Annotated in this window: 12 protein-coding genes; 8 read left to right on the top strand and 4 right to left on the bottom strand. The window is 71.9% G+C overall.

Annotation, left to right across the window (positions count from 1 at the left end; all coding sequences use genetic code 11):
* The first annotated feature begins 200 nt into the window (after positions 1-200).
* The 3 genes from HP550_RS11275 to HP550_RS11265 are packed head-to-tail and all read left to right on the top strand — an operon-like array spanning position 201 to position 3,768.
* Positions 201-1,328 carry a glycosyltransferase gene (locus tag HP550_RS11275; protein WP_175347788.1) on the top strand — a complete coding sequence of 376 codons (1,128 nt, stop codon included), beginning with the start codon at positions 201-203 and terminating at the stop codon, positions 1,326-1,328.
* Complete coding sequence (locus HP550_RS11270) at positions 1,328-2,341, top strand: glycosyltransferase (protein WP_175347787.1); 1,014 nt, start codon at positions 1,328-1,330, stop codon at positions 2,339-2,341. The genes HP550_RS11275 and HP550_RS11270 overlap by 1 nt, the downstream gene beginning before the upstream one ends.
* Positions 2,338-3,768 carry a glycoside hydrolase family 130 protein gene (locus HP550_RS11265; protein WP_175347786.1) on the top strand — a complete coding sequence of 477 codons (1,431 nt, stop codon included), beginning with the start codon at positions 2,338-2,340 and terminating at the stop codon, positions 3,766-3,768. The genes HP550_RS11270 and HP550_RS11265 overlap by 4 nt, the downstream gene beginning before the upstream one ends.
* A 3-nt stretch (positions 3,769-3,771) precedes the next feature.
* Here the strand turns inward: HP550_RS11265 and HP550_RS11260 are convergent, their stop codons facing one another.
* The 3 genes from HP550_RS11260 to HP550_RS11250 form a co-directional block, all read right to left on the bottom strand.
* The gene (locus HP550_RS11260) at positions 3,772-4,158 is read right to left on the bottom strand and encodes a Rid family detoxifying hydrolase (RefSeq protein ID WP_175347785.1); all 387 of its coding nucleotides are present in this window, start codon (positions 4,156-4,158) and stop codon (positions 3,772-3,774) included.
* Between the two features lie 36 nt (positions 4,159-4,194).
* The gene (locus tag HP550_RS11255; protein ID WP_175347784.1) at positions 4,195-4,680 is read right to left on the bottom strand and encodes a CD225/dispanin family protein; all 486 of its coding nucleotides are present in this window, start codon (positions 4,678-4,680) and stop codon (positions 4,195-4,197) included.
* A 67-nt stretch (positions 4,681-4,747) separates the two neighbouring features.
* Positions 4,748-5,314: a TetR/AcrR family transcriptional regulator gene (locus HP550_RS11250; RefSeq protein WP_175347783.1), complete on the bottom strand. Its 567-nt coding sequence runs from the start codon at positions 5,312-5,314 to the stop codon at positions 4,748-4,750.
* A gap of 53 nt (positions 5,315-5,367) precedes the next feature.
* Here HP550_RS11250 and HP550_RS11245 point away from each other — a divergent pair, with 53 nt between their 5' ends.
* The 5 genes from HP550_RS11245 (at position 5,368) to HP550_RS11225 (ending at position 15,684) form a co-directional block, all read left to right on the top strand.
* Positions 5,368-7,008, top strand: a complete 1,641-nt coding sequence (locus tag HP550_RS11245; RefSeq protein WP_175347782.1) for an FAD-binding protein — start codon at positions 5,368-5,370, stop codon at positions 7,006-7,008.
* A gap of 282 nt (positions 7,009-7,290) precedes the next feature.
* The gene (locus HP550_RS11240) at positions 7,291-8,991 is read left to right on the top strand and encodes a glycosyltransferase family 2 protein (RefSeq protein ID WP_175347781.1); all 1,701 of its coding nucleotides are present in this window, start codon (positions 7,291-7,293) and stop codon (positions 8,989-8,991) included.
* The gene (locus tag HP550_RS11235; RefSeq protein ID WP_175347780.1) at positions 8,988-9,719 is read left to right on the top strand and encodes an HlyD family secretion protein; all 732 of its coding nucleotides are present in this window, start codon (positions 8,988-8,990) and stop codon (positions 9,717-9,719) included. Before HP550_RS11240 ends, HP550_RS11235 begins: the two co-directional genes overlap by 4 nt.
* A gap of 8 nt (positions 9,720-9,727) precedes the next feature.
* A complete protein-coding gene (locus HP550_RS11230) occupies positions 9,728-11,881 on the top strand; it encodes a glycosyl hydrolase (protein WP_175347779.1) in 2,154 nt (717 codons plus the stop codon).
* Between the two features lie 506 nt (positions 11,882-12,387).
* A complete protein-coding gene (locus HP550_RS11225) occupies positions 12,388-15,684 on the top strand; it encodes a glycosyl hydrolase (RefSeq protein ID WP_246280797.1) in 3,297 nt (1,098 codons plus the stop codon).
* A gap of 107 nt (positions 15,685-15,791) precedes the next feature.
* On the opposite strand, the gene HP550_RS11220 is transcribed toward HP550_RS11225, so the two are convergent.
* Complete coding sequence (locus HP550_RS11220) at positions 15,792-16,754, bottom strand: LacI family DNA-binding transcriptional regulator (protein ID WP_343048130.1); 963 nt, start codon at positions 16,752-16,754, stop codon at positions 15,792-15,794.
* Positions 16,755-16,808: the final 54 nt, after the last annotated feature.

Here is a 16,808-nt window from a genome sequence, read left to right as displayed (position 1 = left end):
ATCTTGACGGGGTGCCTCCACGGCTGGAGCGGTCGGACGTCACAGGGTTTCCCCGACCGCGACTGGTAGCCTAGCCATGCGGCGCCCGGCACGGCTGTGAGCTCGACCGGCCGGCCAGGACGCCCGGGGATGTCGATCAGGCCCCGCCCGAGGTCGGTAGCGCACTCCGCTGCGAAGCACCATCAGTGCGAAGGGCCTCCATGGCCATCAGGTTCGGCGTCCTGTCCACGTTCCCCCCCACGCAGTGCGGCCTCGCGACGTTCTCCTCCGCGCTGGCCACCCACCTGGTCGACGCCGGCGCCGAGGTCTCGGTGGTGCGCGTGGTCGACTCCGTGCAGCCGCCGATGCCGCTCGTCTCGCACCAGCTGGTGATCGGGGAGCCCGACGGGGCACGGGCCGCGGCGGCTGCGCTCAACGCCTGCGACGTCGCCCTGGTCCAGCACGAGTACGGGATCTTCGGTGGTCCGGACGGCGCGGACGTCCTCGACGTGCTCGCACGCGTCCGTGTCCCGGTGATCACCGTGCTGCACACCGTGCTGGCCAACCCGACGCCCCACCAGCACGAGGTGCTCGCCCGGGTGGTCGCCGCGTCGTCCGTCACCGTGACGATGACGGAGGCGGGCCGCCAGCGACTCATCGCCGGGTGGGGCGTGGACCCGTCCTCCGTCACGGTCATCGCGCACGGCGCCCGGGACAACCACGTGCAGGACGAGCTCGCGCCTGCTCGGACCGCTCCGACGGTGCTGACCTGGGGGCTGCTCGGTGAGGGCAAGGGGATCGAGTGGGCGATCGAGGCGCTGGCGGGGCTGTCCGACCTGCGCCCGCGCCCGGTCTACCGGATCGTCGGCCAGACGCACCCGAAGGTGCTCGAGCGCAACGGCGAGGCCTACCGCCAGCGCCTGGAGCGCCTGGTCGACCGCCTCGGCCTGGGCGCGGTGGTGCAGTTCGACGACCGCTACCTCGACATCCCGACGCTCCAGCGGATCGTGGCGTCCGCCGACGTCGTCCTGCTGCCCTACGACTCGCCCGACCAGGTGACGTCCGGGGTCCTCACGGAGGCGGTCGTCGCCGGCAAGCCCGTGGTGTCGACGGCGTTCCCGCACGCGGTCGAGCTGCTGTCCGACGGCGCGGGCATCCTCGTCCCGCGGCGTGACCCGGCCGCGATCGGGGCGGGACTGCGGCGGGTGCTCACCGAGCCGGGGCTGGCCGCGTCGATGGCCGCCGTCTCGCGCGGTCTGGCGCCCGGTCTGTCGTGGACCGCCGTCGCCGACCAGTACGTCGCGCTCGGTGCCGGACTCCTGCACACGCGCACCCTGTCGGCCGCCTGATGTACCCGGAACCCGTCTTCGACCACCTGGCCCACCTCAGCACGCCGATCGGCCTGTTCGAGCACGCCCTGCTCACCGAGCCGCGGCCCGAGCACGGGTACTGCCTCGACGACGTCGCCCGCGGCCTGGTCGTGACGTCCCGCCAGCTGCGCCCGTCGCCCCAGGTCGACGCGCTGACGGCGACCTACCTACGGTTCACCCTCTTCGCCCAGGACGGCCTCGGGCGGTTCCACAACCGCAGGGACCTGTCCGGCCGCTGGACCGACACCGCGACCGTCGAGGACCACTGGGGGCGTGCACTGTGGGCGCTCGGCACGGCGGCCGGCGCGACGCGTGACCCCCGCGTGCGGCGGGCCGCGCTCGACGCTGCGGTCGTGGGCATGCACCAGCGCTCGCCCTGGTGGCACGCCATGGCCTACGCGGCGCTCGGCGCGGCCGAGGTGCTGGAGGTCGCGCCGGGGAACCGGGCGGCCCTCGCGCTGCTCGCCGACGCCCGGACCCTGCTCGCCGAGCCCGCCGACCCGGCGTGGCCGTGGCCCGACGCGCGGCTCAGCTACGCCAACGCCGTCCTTCCCGAGGCGCTCATCGCCCTCGGCACGGCACTCGGCGACGACCGCACCCTCCGGGCGGGACTCGACCTCCTGCACTGGCTGGTCGCGCAGGAGACCCACGACGACCACCTGTCCCTGACTCCTGCGGGCGGCTGGCAGGACGGTGACGAGCGACCCGGCTTCGACCAGCAGCCCATCGAGGTCGCGGCCCTGGCGGAGGCGTGCTGGCGGGCGTTCCGGGCGACGCGCCAGGAGATCTGGCTGACCTACCTGGACCGCTGCGTGGGGTGGTTCCTGGGCGCCAACGACAGCGAGGCGACGCTCTACGACGAGGTGTCGGGCGGCGGGTACGACGGACTCCACTCGGACGGCGTCAACCAGAACCAGGGCGCCGAGTCGACCCTCGCCGCCCTCTCGACCCTCCAGCTCGGACGGCTCGCTCTCGTCCAGGCGGTCGCGTGACCACCGTCGAGGCGCGTCCGCTCCTGCGCCGGACGCCCCACGTGCTGCGCCCGGACGCGTCGCGGGTGGTCAGCACGCCGTTCCTGCCAGGCGTGGAGATCGAGGGCGCAGGCCTGTCGCGTCGCGCGGTCGTCCTCGCCCGCCTGCTGGCCCTTCCCGACGCCGAGGTGGACGCCGCGCTCATCGACGTCCTGACGTCGTTCAGCACCCGTCACGACGACCTCGTCGGGCTTCTCGACGAGCGCTACGCGCTGGTGGCCCCGCACGTCGAGGGTGCGGACGGTCTGTCGCTCGAACGGCGCCGGCTCATCGGCGCCTGCATGAGCCAGGAGTACGCGATCGAGTCAGCCGCCCTGTTCAACCCGTCGATGGTGGCGCACCCCGACCAGGGCGGGCTGCCGGTGGGCGCCGTGCGGTTCGTCATGAGCGTCCGCGGCGTGGGCGAGGGACACGTGTCCTGCGTCGAGCTGCGTACCGGGGTGGTCGACGCGGCGGACGTCCTCACGTTCGACACGCCCGGTCCGACGACGTCGGTGGCGGTCCGGCACGAGATCGAGCACTCCCGCGCCGACCTGCTGCGGCAGAGCGGAGAGCTCGCCGGGGACCGCGACGACGACGACGCCCGGCTCCGCGGCCTGCCGGCGTCGTTCCCGGCGGTGGCCGTCGAGGGCAGCGCACGCCTCGCGTGGCTCGCGTCCTGCTCGTACGACGCCACGTTCCCGGCGGCGGCCTCCGTCGACTCGCGCGTGCTCCTGCCGGGCAGCCCGGCCGAGCGCAACGGGATCGAGGACCTCCGGCTGGTCGAGGTGGAGCACACCGAGGGCCAGCGCGGCTTCCTGGGCACCTACACGGCGTTCGACGGTCAGTCCGTGGCCCCGCACCTGCTCGCGACCGACGACTTCACCACGTTCCGCATGCGGCGGCTGTCCGGGCCCGGTGCGAAGAACAAGGGCATGGCTCTGTTCCCGCGTCGCGTGGGCGGGCAGTACCTGGCCCTGTCCCGGTGGGACCGCGAGAGCAACTCGCTCGCGGCGTCCCCCGACCTCCAGCACTGGGAGGACTTGGGCACGCTCAGCGCGCCGATGTGGGCCTGGGAGATCATCCAGGTCGGCAACTGCGGGTCCCCGATCGAGACGCCCGAGGGGTGGTTGGTCCTCACGCACGGCGTCGGGCCGATGCGCCAGTACGGGATCGGCGCGATGCTCCTCGACCTGGAGGACCCCCGGCGCGTGCTGGGCAGTCTCCGGTCGCCGCTGCTGACGCCGAGCGCCGACGAGCGCGACGGGTACGTGCCGAACGTGGTCTACACGTGCGGCGCGCTCCTGCACGGGGACACGCTCGTCCTGCCGTACGGGTGCAGCGACGCCGCGATCAGGGTCGCCCTGGTGGACGTCCCGCAGCTGCTCACGGCGATCCTCGCGGGCTGAGGACTAGCCGCCGGACACCGTCGCGACGGCCTCGATGGAGACGAGCAGGCCGCGGGGGAGGACCACGTTGGCCGGCGCGGAGCGGGCCGGCGGCGGCGTGGGCATGTGCCGTGCGTAGACGGCGTTGAGCGCGCCGAAGTCGGCCACGTCGGCGTAGAAGATCGTGGTCTTGACCAGCTCGTCCATCGACGAGCCGGCAGCCTCCAGGATCGCCGCGAGGTTGCGCAGGGCCAGGTCGGTCTGGGCCTCGATGCCCTTGGGGATCTCGCCGGTGACCGGGTCGATCCCTGCGGTGCCCGAGCAGAAGACGAGACCGCCCGCGACGATCGCCTGGCTGTACGGGCCGAGGGCTGCGGGTGCGTCGTCGGTGTGCACGCTCCGTCGGGTCATGGCGTCTCCTGGGCGGGGTCGGGTGGGCAGTCGGGGCTACTGGTCCGAGCCTCGACGATCGGGCAGCCCCGGACCCATCGGGTCGTCGGGCATCTCGAACGTCCAGTCTGGCCCGCGGTGCCAGCCGCCGTCGTCGACGGCGTCGCGGATGGCGACCGCGGCCACCACCGCCCACAGGATCGAGAGCAGGACCGACGCGGCGATCAGGGCCGCCCCGACGCAGACGCTGATGATCCCCCACCTGCGGGCGTTGGCGGACTCCCGCTGGGCGAGCTCCGTGTCGGCGGCGCCGTACGCGCGCGCCGCGCGGTGCGAGGCCAGCAGGGCGGGGATGCCCGTCGGCCAGAACAGGATCATCGCCGCGATCACCCAGCCGACCGGCGCCGTCGGCTCCGGCCGCGCAGGAGTGGTCACCAGCGGCGGGCCCGGTGCGGGCGGTGGAGGGGGCGTGGGGAGCGGTCTGGTGGCGGGGCCGCCCGCCGACGGGTCGGGAGTGGCGCTGGGACTCGACTCGGTTGTCATGGTTCCTCCCCGGGCGACGCGACTGTGCAGGATCACCGTAGGACCATCCCCTGGGAGGAGGCTGTGCCTACTCCGGTCCCAGCAGGGGCCGCAGCAGCGCCAGCGCCCGGTGCACGGACTCCTTCGCCTGCCCGGCGTCCAGCGACGTCGCCACCACGCCGTAGACCATGCGCTGGACCAGGATCACGTCGGCGACGGTCAGTCGGGCGTTGACCAGGCCCGCGGCCTGCGCGCGCGGCAGCGTGGCCGCGACGGAGGCGGGCAGCCGCTCGCCGATGTCGGTCTCCGGCAGGGTGCGGCGGGCGTCCAGGAACATCTCGACGAACGCGGACTCCTCGACGGTGAGCTCCACGACCCGTGACCAGAGGCGCAGGAACGCGTCGTCGTCGGGGAGTGCGGCGATCGCCTCGAGCTCGGCGAGGTGCTCCTCGAACACCGCGAACGCCAGGTCCAGGCGCGAGGGGAAGTGCCGGTAGAGCACGCCCTGGCCGACGCCGGCGCTCTGCGCGATGGCGCTGAGCGGGGCGTGGTAGCCGCGGTCGGCGAACACCCGTCGGGCGGCGTCGAGGATGGCGCGCCGGTTCTCGGGCGCAGCCGCCGGACCTCGGTTGCTTGTGCGCGACGGCGTAGGCATGATGGCATCCTAGACATCCGGACACTGTTGTCCGGTTAGCGAAGGAGCAGTCGATGCCGGATCACTTCGACCACACCTACGACGTCGTCGTCGTCGGCTCCGGCGGCGCCGGGTTCGCCGCGGCGATGGGCGCTGCCGACGAGGGCCTGAGCGTGCTCGTGCTGGAGTCGACCGACAAGTGGGGCGGGAGCACCGCGATGTCGGGCGGGGGCCTGTGGCTGCCGAACAGCCCGGTGATGCAGCGTGCCGGTGCGGGGGACTCCCGCGCGGAGGCGCTCACCTACCTGGAGGCGACCGTCGGCGACGAGTACCGGGCCACCTCGAGAGCGCGCAAGGAGGCGTTCGTCGACGGTGTCGCGGACTTCGTCACCACGGCCGAGAAGTACGGCATGCGCTTCGCCCGCGCCGCCGACTACCCGGACTACTACCCCGAGCTGCCCGGCGGGAAGATCGGCCGGGCCGTCGAGGTCGAGCCCTTCGACGCCCGGAAGATCGGCGCGTGGTGGCGGTCCACCCGGGCGATGATGCCGCTGCCGCTCAAGACGGACGACGTCTGGCTCCTGGGCCGCTCCTGGTCCACGCCCTCGGGGTTCGTGCGCGGCGCCCAGTTCGTCTTCCGCACTCTCGGCGGGGCGGTGCGCGGCAAGAAGCTCGTCGGCACGGGCGCGGCGCTGGCCTGCTCCTTCCTCGACATCGTGGTGCAGAAGCAGAGCACCCCGCTGTGGCTGGAGGCGCCCCTCGAGAGCCTCGTGGTCGACGGCGGACGGGTGATCGGTGTCCGCACCACGCACGACGGCCGGTCGGTCTCGGTCCGGGCGAACCGAGGCGTGGTCCTCGCCGCGGGCGGGTTCGACCACAACACGGTCCTGCGGCAGAAGTACCAGGGGATCGACGGCAACCCGTCCGGCAACCCGGGCAACCTCGGCGCGACGCTCGACCTCGCCCAGGAGCTCGGCGCCGCGGTCGAGCTCATGGACGACGCGTGGTGGGGCGCCTCGGTGGCCCCGGCGCCCGGTGCGAGCCCGGGGTTCCTCGTCGGCGAGCGCTCGATGCCGTACTCGATCCTGGTGGACTCCGAGGGCGACCGGTTCGCCAACGAGTCGGAGTCCTACGTCGACCTGGGCCACCACATGCTCGCGCACGACCGGGACGGCACCTTCTGGATCGTCGCCGACACCCGCCACGCCCGCCGGTACCTGCGCAGCTACGCGATGGACCCACGGGCCACCAAGGCGATGGCTGCGGCCGGAACGATGGTCAAGGCGGCGACCCCGGGTGAGCTGGCCAGGAAGATGGGGATCGAACCCGGACGGCTGAAGGCGACGTTCGAGCGCTTCAACGGGTTCGCCCGCTCGGGCGTCGACGCCGACTTCGGCCGCGGCAACTCGGCCTACGACCGCTACTACGGCGACCCGACCGTGCACCCGAACCCCTGCCTCGGTCCGTTGGAGAAGGGGCCGTTCACCGCGTTCCAGATCGTCGTCGGCGACCTGGGGACCAAGGGCGGCGTGGTGACCGACGCGGACGCACGGGTGCTGCGCGAGGACGGCTCGGTCATCGAGGGCCTCTACTCCGCCGGCAACAACTCGGCATCCGTCATGGGACGCACCTATCCCGGCCCCGGGTCGACCATCGGCCCGGCCGCCGTCTTCGGTCTGCGAGCCGCCCGGCACATGGCCCGCGACCTCCCCTGAGTCCCCACGCGCCTGTCGCACAGGACAGGCGTCCATGTCATCTCGTGGGAAGCGATCTCACCCTGTGACATCCTGCACGGTGCCATTTGTGGACAGACCTACGCACACTCCGTAGCGTCCTGCCCAACACCAAGGCGGCGGCGCCTGTCGAGACCCGGTCTGACCGGAGCCCGACCGGCCCGTCGCCTGACGTGCTTCTGGCGCCAGCGTCGCCGTCACACCGGTCAGGTGGACCCGTGAGTCCACCCGGCCGTCCGACCGGACGACCGAAGGGTGCGACCTATGGCAACGACGTTCGACAAGCTCCTGATGGAACCTCGACGTACCGAGCAGATCTCGATCAAGCCCACCAGAACTGCCGAGAACGAGTCGGCACAGAGCCCGTCGCTCATGCTCCTCGTCCTGCTGGCCTGCGCCGGCGTCATCATCTACGCGGTCTTCCTGCTCAACCCGGCCAACCGGGGCGACTGGCTGCCGTACACGCTGGTGCTGGTCGCCGAGTCCGTGCTCGTGGCGCACGCCCTGCTGGCCATGTGGACCGTCCTGTCCAGCGGGCACGACCCCCGGGGCTTCGCGTTCCACCACGCCCAGGACCGCCTGTACGACCTCGCCGAGATCATCCGCGACGGCACCGAGAAGGACCCGCCCGCGTGGCGCATGTACCTCCAGGAGTGGCCCATCAGCGTCGACGTCTTCATCACGACGTACGGCGAGGACCTCGACACCATCCGGCGCACGACCGCCGCGGCCGTGGCGATGCAGGGCAGGCACGACACCTGGGTGCTCGACGACGGCCGGTCCGACGAGGTCCGTGACCTCGCCGCGGAGCTGGGCGCGCGGTACATCCGGCGGCTGTCCAGCAACGGCGCCAAGGCGGGCAACATCAACCACGCCCTGTCGATCGCCAAGGGTGACTTCTTCGTCATCTTCGACGCCGACTTCGTGCCGCTGCCGCAGTTCCTGCACGAGACCGTGCCGTTCTTCGCCACCGACGACGTCGCCTTCGTGCAGACGCCGCAGGTCTACGGCAACCTCGACACCGTCATCTCCAAGGGCGCCGGCTACATGCAGTCGGTGTTCTACAAGTTCATCCAGCCGGGCCGGAACCGGTTCAACGCCGCGTTCTCCGTGGGCACCAACGTCATCTACCGGCGCACCGCGGCGGACTCGGTCGGTGGCATCTACTCCGACTCCAAGTCGGAGGACGTCTGGACGTCGCTGATGCTGCACGAGAAGGGCTGGCGGACGGTGTACATCCCCACCGAGCTGGCCGTGGGGGACACCCCGGAGACCGTCGAGGCGTACACCAAGCAGCAGCTGCGCTGGGCGACCGGCGGCTTCGAGATCATGCTCACCCACAACCCCCTGTCGCCGAAGCGCAACCTGACCATGGACCAGCGGCTCCAGTACCTGGTGACGTCGACCCACTACCTCACGGGCATCGCACCCTTGCTGCTGATCCTCGTGCCGCCGCTCCAGATCTACTTCAACCTCACGCCGATGAACCTCACGATCACCCCGATCACGTGGCTCCTGTACTACGCCGGGTTCTACGTGATGCAGATCCTCGTGGCGTTCTACACGCTCGGCTCGTTCCGCTGGCAGGTGCTCCTGCTCGCCGCCGTGTCGTTCCCGATCTACACCCGGGCACTGATCAACGCCATCTTCAAGAAGGACCAGAAGTGGCACGTGACCGGCCAGAAGGGCGCCTACCGGTCCCCGTTCGCGTTCATGGTCCCGCAGGTCCTGTTCTTCCAGCTCCTGCTCATCACCACGGTGGTGGGGGTGTGGAAGGACCTCAGCAACGGCTACCCGAGCCTGGCCGTGGCGTGGAACGCCACCAACACCCTGATCCTCGGCGGCTTCGTCGTCACCGCCTGGAGGGAAGGTCACCGCGCCCGCGCCACCGCCAAGGCACAGCGCGTGCCGCGTCGTGACCACGCACCCGTCCTCGCCACCGCACTCCCCGGAGGTGCCGCATGACCTGGACAAGCCGTATCCGACTGCTCGCGGGCATGGTGCTCGTGCTCGCGCTCGCCGCGTTCGCCACCTACCACCTGAACCAGACGCGAGGGGTCGCCGTGAGCGACTCCGCGCAGATCCTCGCCAAGACCTACGGAGTAGGGACGCCGTACGCGGGTCTCGTCGTTGACCAGCTGGTCGACATCGGTGACGACGTGACCACGGGTGACCCGCTGTTCGTCATCGATTCGGCAACGCTCCAGTACGACGTGAAGAACGGCTTCGCGCGCACGTCCACCGAGGCGACGCAGATCGATGCCGACGGACGCCTGGTGGTGCTGGCCACGGGCGACGGGGTCGTCACGGAGATCGCCTCCGAACGCGGCACCTTCGTCCAGTCGGCCACCCAGCTGGCGACCGTGCAGCGGGCCGACACGCTCTACGTGCAGGCCGAGTACACCCTCACCCCGAAGGAGTACGCACGCGTGGCGGACGACGCCACCGTCACCGTGGTGCTGCCGAACCAGAGCGCCATCACGGTGCACGTCTCCGAGGTGAAGGTCGAGACCGTGGCGGGCGCCGCCCAGGCGGTGCTGATCCTGTCCGGGGACTCGCTCGAGGACGGCGCCCAGAACGGGCTCGTCTCCGCGGGCACGCCGGTCACCGCCGAGCTCCAGCTGGAGAACGACGGGCTGGTGACGCGCACCGCCGACGCCGTGAAGACCTACGTGGGAGGACTCTTCGGATGACGACTCGGATGACAGGACCCCTGACAGAAGTTCGCCCCCCGCCCCCGTCGTCGCCGCGCCGGTGGTGGGTGATCGGCGTGGGTGCGGCCCTCGTGGTCGCGCTGGTCGCGGTGCTCGTGGTGGTCGCGCCCTGGGCGGACGACGACGACGCGACCGCCGACGATGGCTCCGGCGGCCCCGGCTCGGCCCCGGTCGCCGACGTGAGCGGCCCGCCGGACGCCACCCCGCCGGACGTCGACCCCGCGGCGCTCGTCGCCGCGGTGCCGGCCGAGGCGGTGGCCAAGATCGACCCCGTGCGCCTGGCGCCGGGCGTGGTGCCGCCCTCCAACCGCTGGTACAGCGGCCTGGTGTTCGGCGACCAGCCGCAGCCGGTGTTCGCCGAGCCGCTCTCGTTCGGGCTCACGGACTCGGGCTTCACGCTCGGCCTGCCGGCTCCGACGGTCGACGCCAAGGTCGTCATGGCGCCGCACGTCCCGGCCGTGACCGTGGACGCGGGTGCGGCCTCCGCCCAGGTCAGCGCCGCGGACCCGGTGAGCGTGACGATCGACCTGCTCGACTCGTCGGGTGCGGTGCTGGGGAAGGTGGTGCTGGCGGCGGGCTCACCCTTCGTGAGCTTCACGGCCGAGAAGGACGTCACGCTGAGCTCGTCCGTGACCGGGGGATCCTTCGCTCCTGATCAGGACGGCGCGGCGACCGCGGACGCCGGGACGTCGCAGTGGGGGCTCGTCGGGGGGACCACCGAGGGCGGGTCGACGACGCTGGGCGCCGGCCGGTCCGCGTCCTGGTACGCCCTGCCCCCGGACGCGACCGACGCGGCCGCGACGGCGCTGCGGACCGCCGCCGCCGACCCCGTCACGGGGGTCGACGTGACCTACGGCGTGGACGACAGCGTCGCCCGCACCACCCTGACGTACCGCACGGCGGGCGGGTCACCGACGGCCTACGTGCTCATGTCGCACCACCGCGCGGGCGACCAGCCGGACCGGGCGGACTGCGGGCTCGGCACGTACAGCAGCGTCTACGGCGACCTGGAGCTCTGCGCCGGGTCGCAGCTGTCGTCGTTCGCGCCGGCGCTGCCCGCCGCGCGGGAGCTCGACCTGGACGGCATCTCGGACGACCAGCGCACCGCGATCGTCGACGCGCTGCGGGCCGACGTCGAGGCCACCGGTGCGTTCCCGTCGGACACGTACTTCGGTGGCAAGGCGCTCAACCGTGCCGCGTCGCTCGTCGTGCTGGGGGAGCAGCTGGGAGCGCAGGACGTCGTGGCCGACCTGAGGGCGACGACGGTCGACGCGCTGACCGAGTGGGCGGAGCCGGACGGCTGCACCCGTCGCGACGCCCGGTGCGTGGTCTACGACGAGGCCGCCCGCTCGGTCATCGGGCTCACGCCGTCCTTCGGGTCGGACGAGCTCAACGACCACCACTTCCACTACGGATACATCCTGGCGGCGGCGGGCCTGCTCGCGCAGGACGACCCGGCGCTGGCCGCCGAGCTCGCCCCGGTCATGAACCTGCTGGCGCAGGACATCGCCGCGGCGCTGCCGTCACAAGAGCTGCCGCAGCTGCGGTCGTTCGACCCGTACGCGGGTCACTCGTGGGCGTCGGGCACGTCCCCGTTCGCGGACGGGAACAACCAGGAGTCCTCGTCGGAGGCGGTCAACGCCTGGAACGGGCTGGGCCTGTGGGCCCTCGCCTCGGAGCAGCCGGAGCTCGCGACGGAGGCCACCTGGCTGGCGTCGACCGAGGCCCTGACCGCCCGGACCTACTGGACGGCGCCGGACCTCGAGCAGCTCGACGGCTTCGAGCACACCATGGTGTCCCTGAACTGGGGCGGCAAGCGGGACTACGCCACGTGGTTCAGCCCCGAGCCCAGCGCCATCCTGGGCATCCAGCTCATCCCGATGGGGCCGGTGCAGGTCTCGGTCGCGCAGGGCGTGGACCCGGAGCAGATCCGGGCCTCGGTCGAGGAGGCGACCCCCGGAGGGTACGGCGTGCAGTTCGGCGGGTACCTGCTCATGTACCGGGCGCTCGCCGGCGCGGACGACGCGGCGGCAGCCTGGCAGGAGGCGGTGAGCCTGCCGGACGTGGCGGTCGACGACGGCAGCTCGCGCTCAGCCATGCTGGCGTTCATCGCGTCGGCCCAGGCGCGAGCCGGAGGCTGAGGGGTCGCACATCGGCAGGATCACGACGCCCGCTCCCGCGCCCGGGGGCGGGCGTCGTGCCGTCGCCAGGTCGTTCGAGCCGCGCGCACACGGTGTCAGTCGAACGAGCGCTTGACTTTGTCGTCCCCGCGTCCGACTCTTGGGGCACACAGTAGTGACACGAGTCACTCAGGAGGAACCTCACCGGCGAGGCTGTCCCTCCAGGAGCGTCGCGTGCCCCACGTATCCGGCAGCGGACCCCGAACTCGCGACCGGATCACGCACAGAACCAGGCTGGCGAGAGCCAGCTCAGGGCCGACCCGGCCGCGCGCAGCGTTGCGCTCGACCTGCCGGCCCGCTCGCTCACCGCGGCCGTCGCCGGACTGCCGCGTCACCGCGCCCCTGGGCCCGCCCGTGCCGACCTCGCGTCGACAGACGGACCGCACCCGATCGGAGACCGCAGGATGTCTGCTCACGCACGACCAGTCCCGTCCCCTCGCACCCTCGACCGACGCCGGCTCGTGGCCATGGTGGCCGTCGGCGCCATGCTGGCGTACCTGGTGCAGGCGCTCCTGCTGCCGGTGCCACGAGCCGAGGCGGTGAACGTCGGCTCCGGGAGCTACGCCGAGGGCACGCCGACGGGCGGTGCGGTGCCCACGGAGTGCAACGGCACCCCGGTCACCAACCCCCGCGCGCACGTCACCGCGAACTTCCCCGCGGGCGCGGTCCCGACGAACGACTGGTGGACGTCGCTGCTCTGGCGCAAGTTCAACTGCGCGTCGATCTCCGAGAACCTCATGGCGCACCCCCTCTCGTACCACGCGTACACCAACGGGCTCGGGGTGAGCTACCCGACCACGGCGAGCATCTCCGGCACTGCGACGGGCGTGGGGGAGTACCACTACAACTACGCGGAGGACTTCCGGCTCGGGATCGCCGGCCTGGACGCCGACGGCAAGGTCGACGGCTACTCCGACTGGACCGTCAGCGAGCTCTGGACCAACGGCAGCAGCAGCCTGCGGACCACCTTCGGCCACGGGCTGCCCTTCGTCTACGCGACGAAGACGGGCGGCAACGCGACACTCACGGGCACCGCGGCGCCCACCGTCTGGAGCAACGTCTACGGCCAGATCGGCTACACGATCAACGGGCACGACTACGCGGCGTACGCACCCACCGGCTCCACCTGGAACGTCTCGGGGAGCACGATCAGCTCGTCGCTGAACGGCGGCACGTTCTTCTCGGTCGCGGTCCTGCCCACGCAGCCGAGCAGCAGCAACGCCGACCGGCTCGCGGCCCTCAACGCCTACGCGCCCTACGCCCACAACCACGTGACCGGTACCAAGGTCTCCTGGGCGTACAACGAGGCCACCGCCAAGATGACCGCGACGTACGCCTTCACCACGACGGCACGTCAGGGCACCGCCACGGGCACCGTCTACGCGCTCTACTCGCACCAGCGCGACAACCTCAGCGGCGCGACGCTCACCGCCTACTCCTACGTCTCCCCGCGCGGTCCGATGCGCGTGGTGATCGGCAGCTCGCAGTTCCAGACGGTGTCGACCTTCAACGGTGTGCTCCCTCAGCTGGCGAACACGGGCTTCCCGGCCGGGTCGGCTGACGCCACCCAGCTCAACGGGTACATCTCGCAGGTCGCCTCGGGCGACCCGTTCGCCGGGTTCGGCGACGACACCTACTGGACCGGCAAGGCGTTCGGGCGCATCTCGCAGGTGGCCCACATGGCCAACCTCACCGGCAACACGTCCGCGCGCGACAGCCTCGTCGGCTCCATGAAGACGCGGCTCACGGACTGGATGACCGCCTCGCCCGGGGAGACCACGCGGTCGTTCTGGTACAACTCGTCCTGGGGCACGCTGATCGGCTATCCGGCCTCCTACGGCTCGGACACCGACCTCAACGACCACCACTTCCACTACGGCTACTACGTGGTGGGGGCCGCCACGGTCGCGCAGTTCGATCCCGCGTGGGCGGCGGAGTCCGCGTACGGCGGCATGGTGAACACCGTCATCAAGGACGCGGCCAACTGGGACCGCACCGACACCCGGTTCCCGTTCCTGCGCGACTTCGACATCTACGCGGGTCACGACTGGGCCGCCGGGCACGGAGCGTTCGGCGCCGGCAACAACCAGGAGTCGTCCTCCGAGGGCATGAACTTCGCCAGCGGACTCATCCAGTGGGGCCAGGCGACCGGCAACAAGACGGTCCGTGACCTGGGCATCTACCTCTACACCACGCAGGCGTCGGCCATCGAGAACTACTGGTTCGACACCGACGACGAGGCGTTTCCGGCAGCGTTCGGGCACTCCACGGTCGGCATGGTCTGGGGCGACGGTGGCTCCTACTCGACGTGGTTCAGCGCCGAGCCGGAGATGATCCAGGGCATCAACCTGCTGCCCAGCACCGCCGGGCACCTGTACCTCGGCTACAACCCGTCGTACGTGGGCCGCAACATCGCCGAGCTCGAACGCAACAACGGCGGACCCGCGGCGGTGTGGCAGGACATCATCTGGGAGTTCCAGGCGCTGGCCGACGCCCCGACGGCGCTCTCGCAGTTCCGCTCCCAGGCGGGCTCGTACGCCGTCGAGGAGGGGGAGTCGCGGGCGCACACGTTCTACTGGCTCAAGAGCCTGTCGGGCCTCGGCACCGTCGACCGCTCGGTCACGGCGAACACGCCGCTGCACGCGGTCTTCGTCAAGAACGGCGTCCGGACGTACCAGGCGGCGAACATGAGCGGGTCGGCGACCACCGTCACCTTCTCCAACGGCGTCACGCTGGCGGTCCCGGCTCGCTCGGTCGCCAGCTCGAACGTCTCGGTCCCGACGGACACCACCGCGCCGTCGGTCCCGGCGGGCCTGTCCGCCTCCGGCACGACGGCGTCCTCGACGAACCTGTCGTGGTCCGCGTCGACCGACAACACCGGCGGCAGCGGCGTCTCGGGCTACGAGGTGCTCCGGAACGGGACCGTCGTCGGTACCGCGACGGGAACGACGTTCACGGCCACGGGCTTGGCGGCCTCGTCGACCTACCAGTTCACCGTGCGGGCGCTCGACGGCGCAGGCAACCGGTCGGCGAGCAGCAACACGGTGAGCGTCACCACGTCGGGCGGGGGTGACACGACGGCACCCTCGACGCCCACCGGGCTGACCGCGTCGGGCACCACCTCGACGGCGACGACCCTCGCGTGGTCGGCGTCCACCGACAACGTCGGCGTCACCGGCTACGACGTGCTGCGCAACGGGTCCGTCATCGCCTCCACGGCGAACCGGAGCTACACGGCGACGGGTCTGTCCCCCTCGACCGGGTACGCGTTCACCGTGCGGGCGTACGACGCGGCGGGCAACCGCTCGGCACTGAGCAGCGCCGTGTCCGTCACCACGACCGGCACCTCGACCGGCACCGACGCCACGTCGCGGATCCAGGCCGAGGCGTACAACGGCATGGCGGGCGTCGCCAAGGAGGCGACGCAGGACATCGACGGCGGCGAGGACGTCGCCTGGATCGCGAACGGTGACCACATCCGGTTCGACAACGTGAACTTCGGCAGCACGCCGCGGTCGACGTTCAGCGCGCGGGTGGCCTCCGGGGCGGCGGGCGGGATCAGCGGGTTGGTGAACGTGCGGCTCGACAGCCTCACGGGTCCGTCGATCGGCAGCTTCGCCATCAGCAACACGGGTGGCTGGCAGACGTGGCGGACCGTCCCGGCGAACATCCAGGCGACGACGGGGACGCACACCGTCTACCTGACGTTCGACTCCGGGCAGCCGGCCGACTTCGTCAACGTCAACTGGTTCACGTTCAGCTAGCAGGTGCACGTCGACGGCCCGGTGGCGCTCACGCGTCGCCGGGCCGTCGGCGTGTCAGGCGGGGTCGCGGCTTCGACGGGTCAGGGCGAGTCGTCGGCGACGACGGGTCAGGTCGAGTCGCGGGCGATGACGTGGAAGACGTCGGCGGGCTGCGCCGGCGGGTCGACGGCGTCGTCGAGCGCGGCGATCACGGCGGCGGCGAGGTAGGTCGCCTGCGCGTCGATGGCCTGCCACACCGTGGTCAGGGCCGGGGCGGCCAGCCGGGCCGCGGGGATGTCGTCGACGCCGATCACGGCGACGTCCTGCGGCGTGCGCAGCCCCTCGGCGCGCAGCCCGGACAGGACGGCCAGCGCGACCTCGTCGTTGTAGGCGGCGACCGCGGTGACGGGCTCCGGGCCTGCGCGCCAGCTCCGGACGACGGCGGCGGCCGATGCCACGTCGAGGTCCACGGCGTCGACCCTCGGCGCTGTCAGCCCCAACCGCTCGCACTCGAGCACCACGCCCGCGAGCCGCCGGTCGGCGAACGCCGCCAGCCGGTCGTCGCTCGGTGCGGCATAGGCCACTACGCGATGGCCACGCTCGGCGAGGTGCTCGACCTGGAGCCGTCCGATCCTGGTCTGGGGGACGGAGAACGTGCCCGGGTGGTCGTCCTCGTCGAGGGCGCTGCCGACCACCTGGATGCCCGCCTGGCGCATGGCGCGCTCGTCGTCCTCGGCGAAGGGCGCCAGGCCGAGCACGGCTCGCGGCGTCACCGCCCGCCAGAGCTCGGCGAGCGGACGCGGGCCCCGGTCGTGGTGCACGAGGACGGAGAGCCCGCGCTCGGCCAGCTCGGTGGTGAGGTGGTCGAGCAGGGTGTCGATGACCGGGCCGATGGTCCAGTCGGGCAGGACGCAGAGCACGAGGTCGCTCCGGCCGGACCGGAGGGTCCGTGCCGCGGCCGAGGGGGTGTAGCCGAGACGTGCGGCCGCGTCGCGGACGCGCTGGCGGGTGGCCTCGGGGATGGCCACGTCGCTCTTCCCGTTGAGCACGTAGCTCACCGTCGTGCGGGACACGCCGCTCTCGCGGGCCACGTCGGCACTCGTCAACCGCGGCACGGACCCTCCCTCGCGACCCCCAGCAGATCT

The sequence above is a fragment of the Cellulomonas humilata genome, assembly GCF_013359775.1.
Classification (GTDB): domain Bacteria; phylum Actinomycetota; class Actinomycetes; order Actinomycetales; family Cellulomonadaceae; genus Cellulomonas; species Cellulomonas humilata.
Note: the sequence above shows the minus strand (reverse complement) of the source record. Positions and strands in the feature narration are given on the sequence as shown.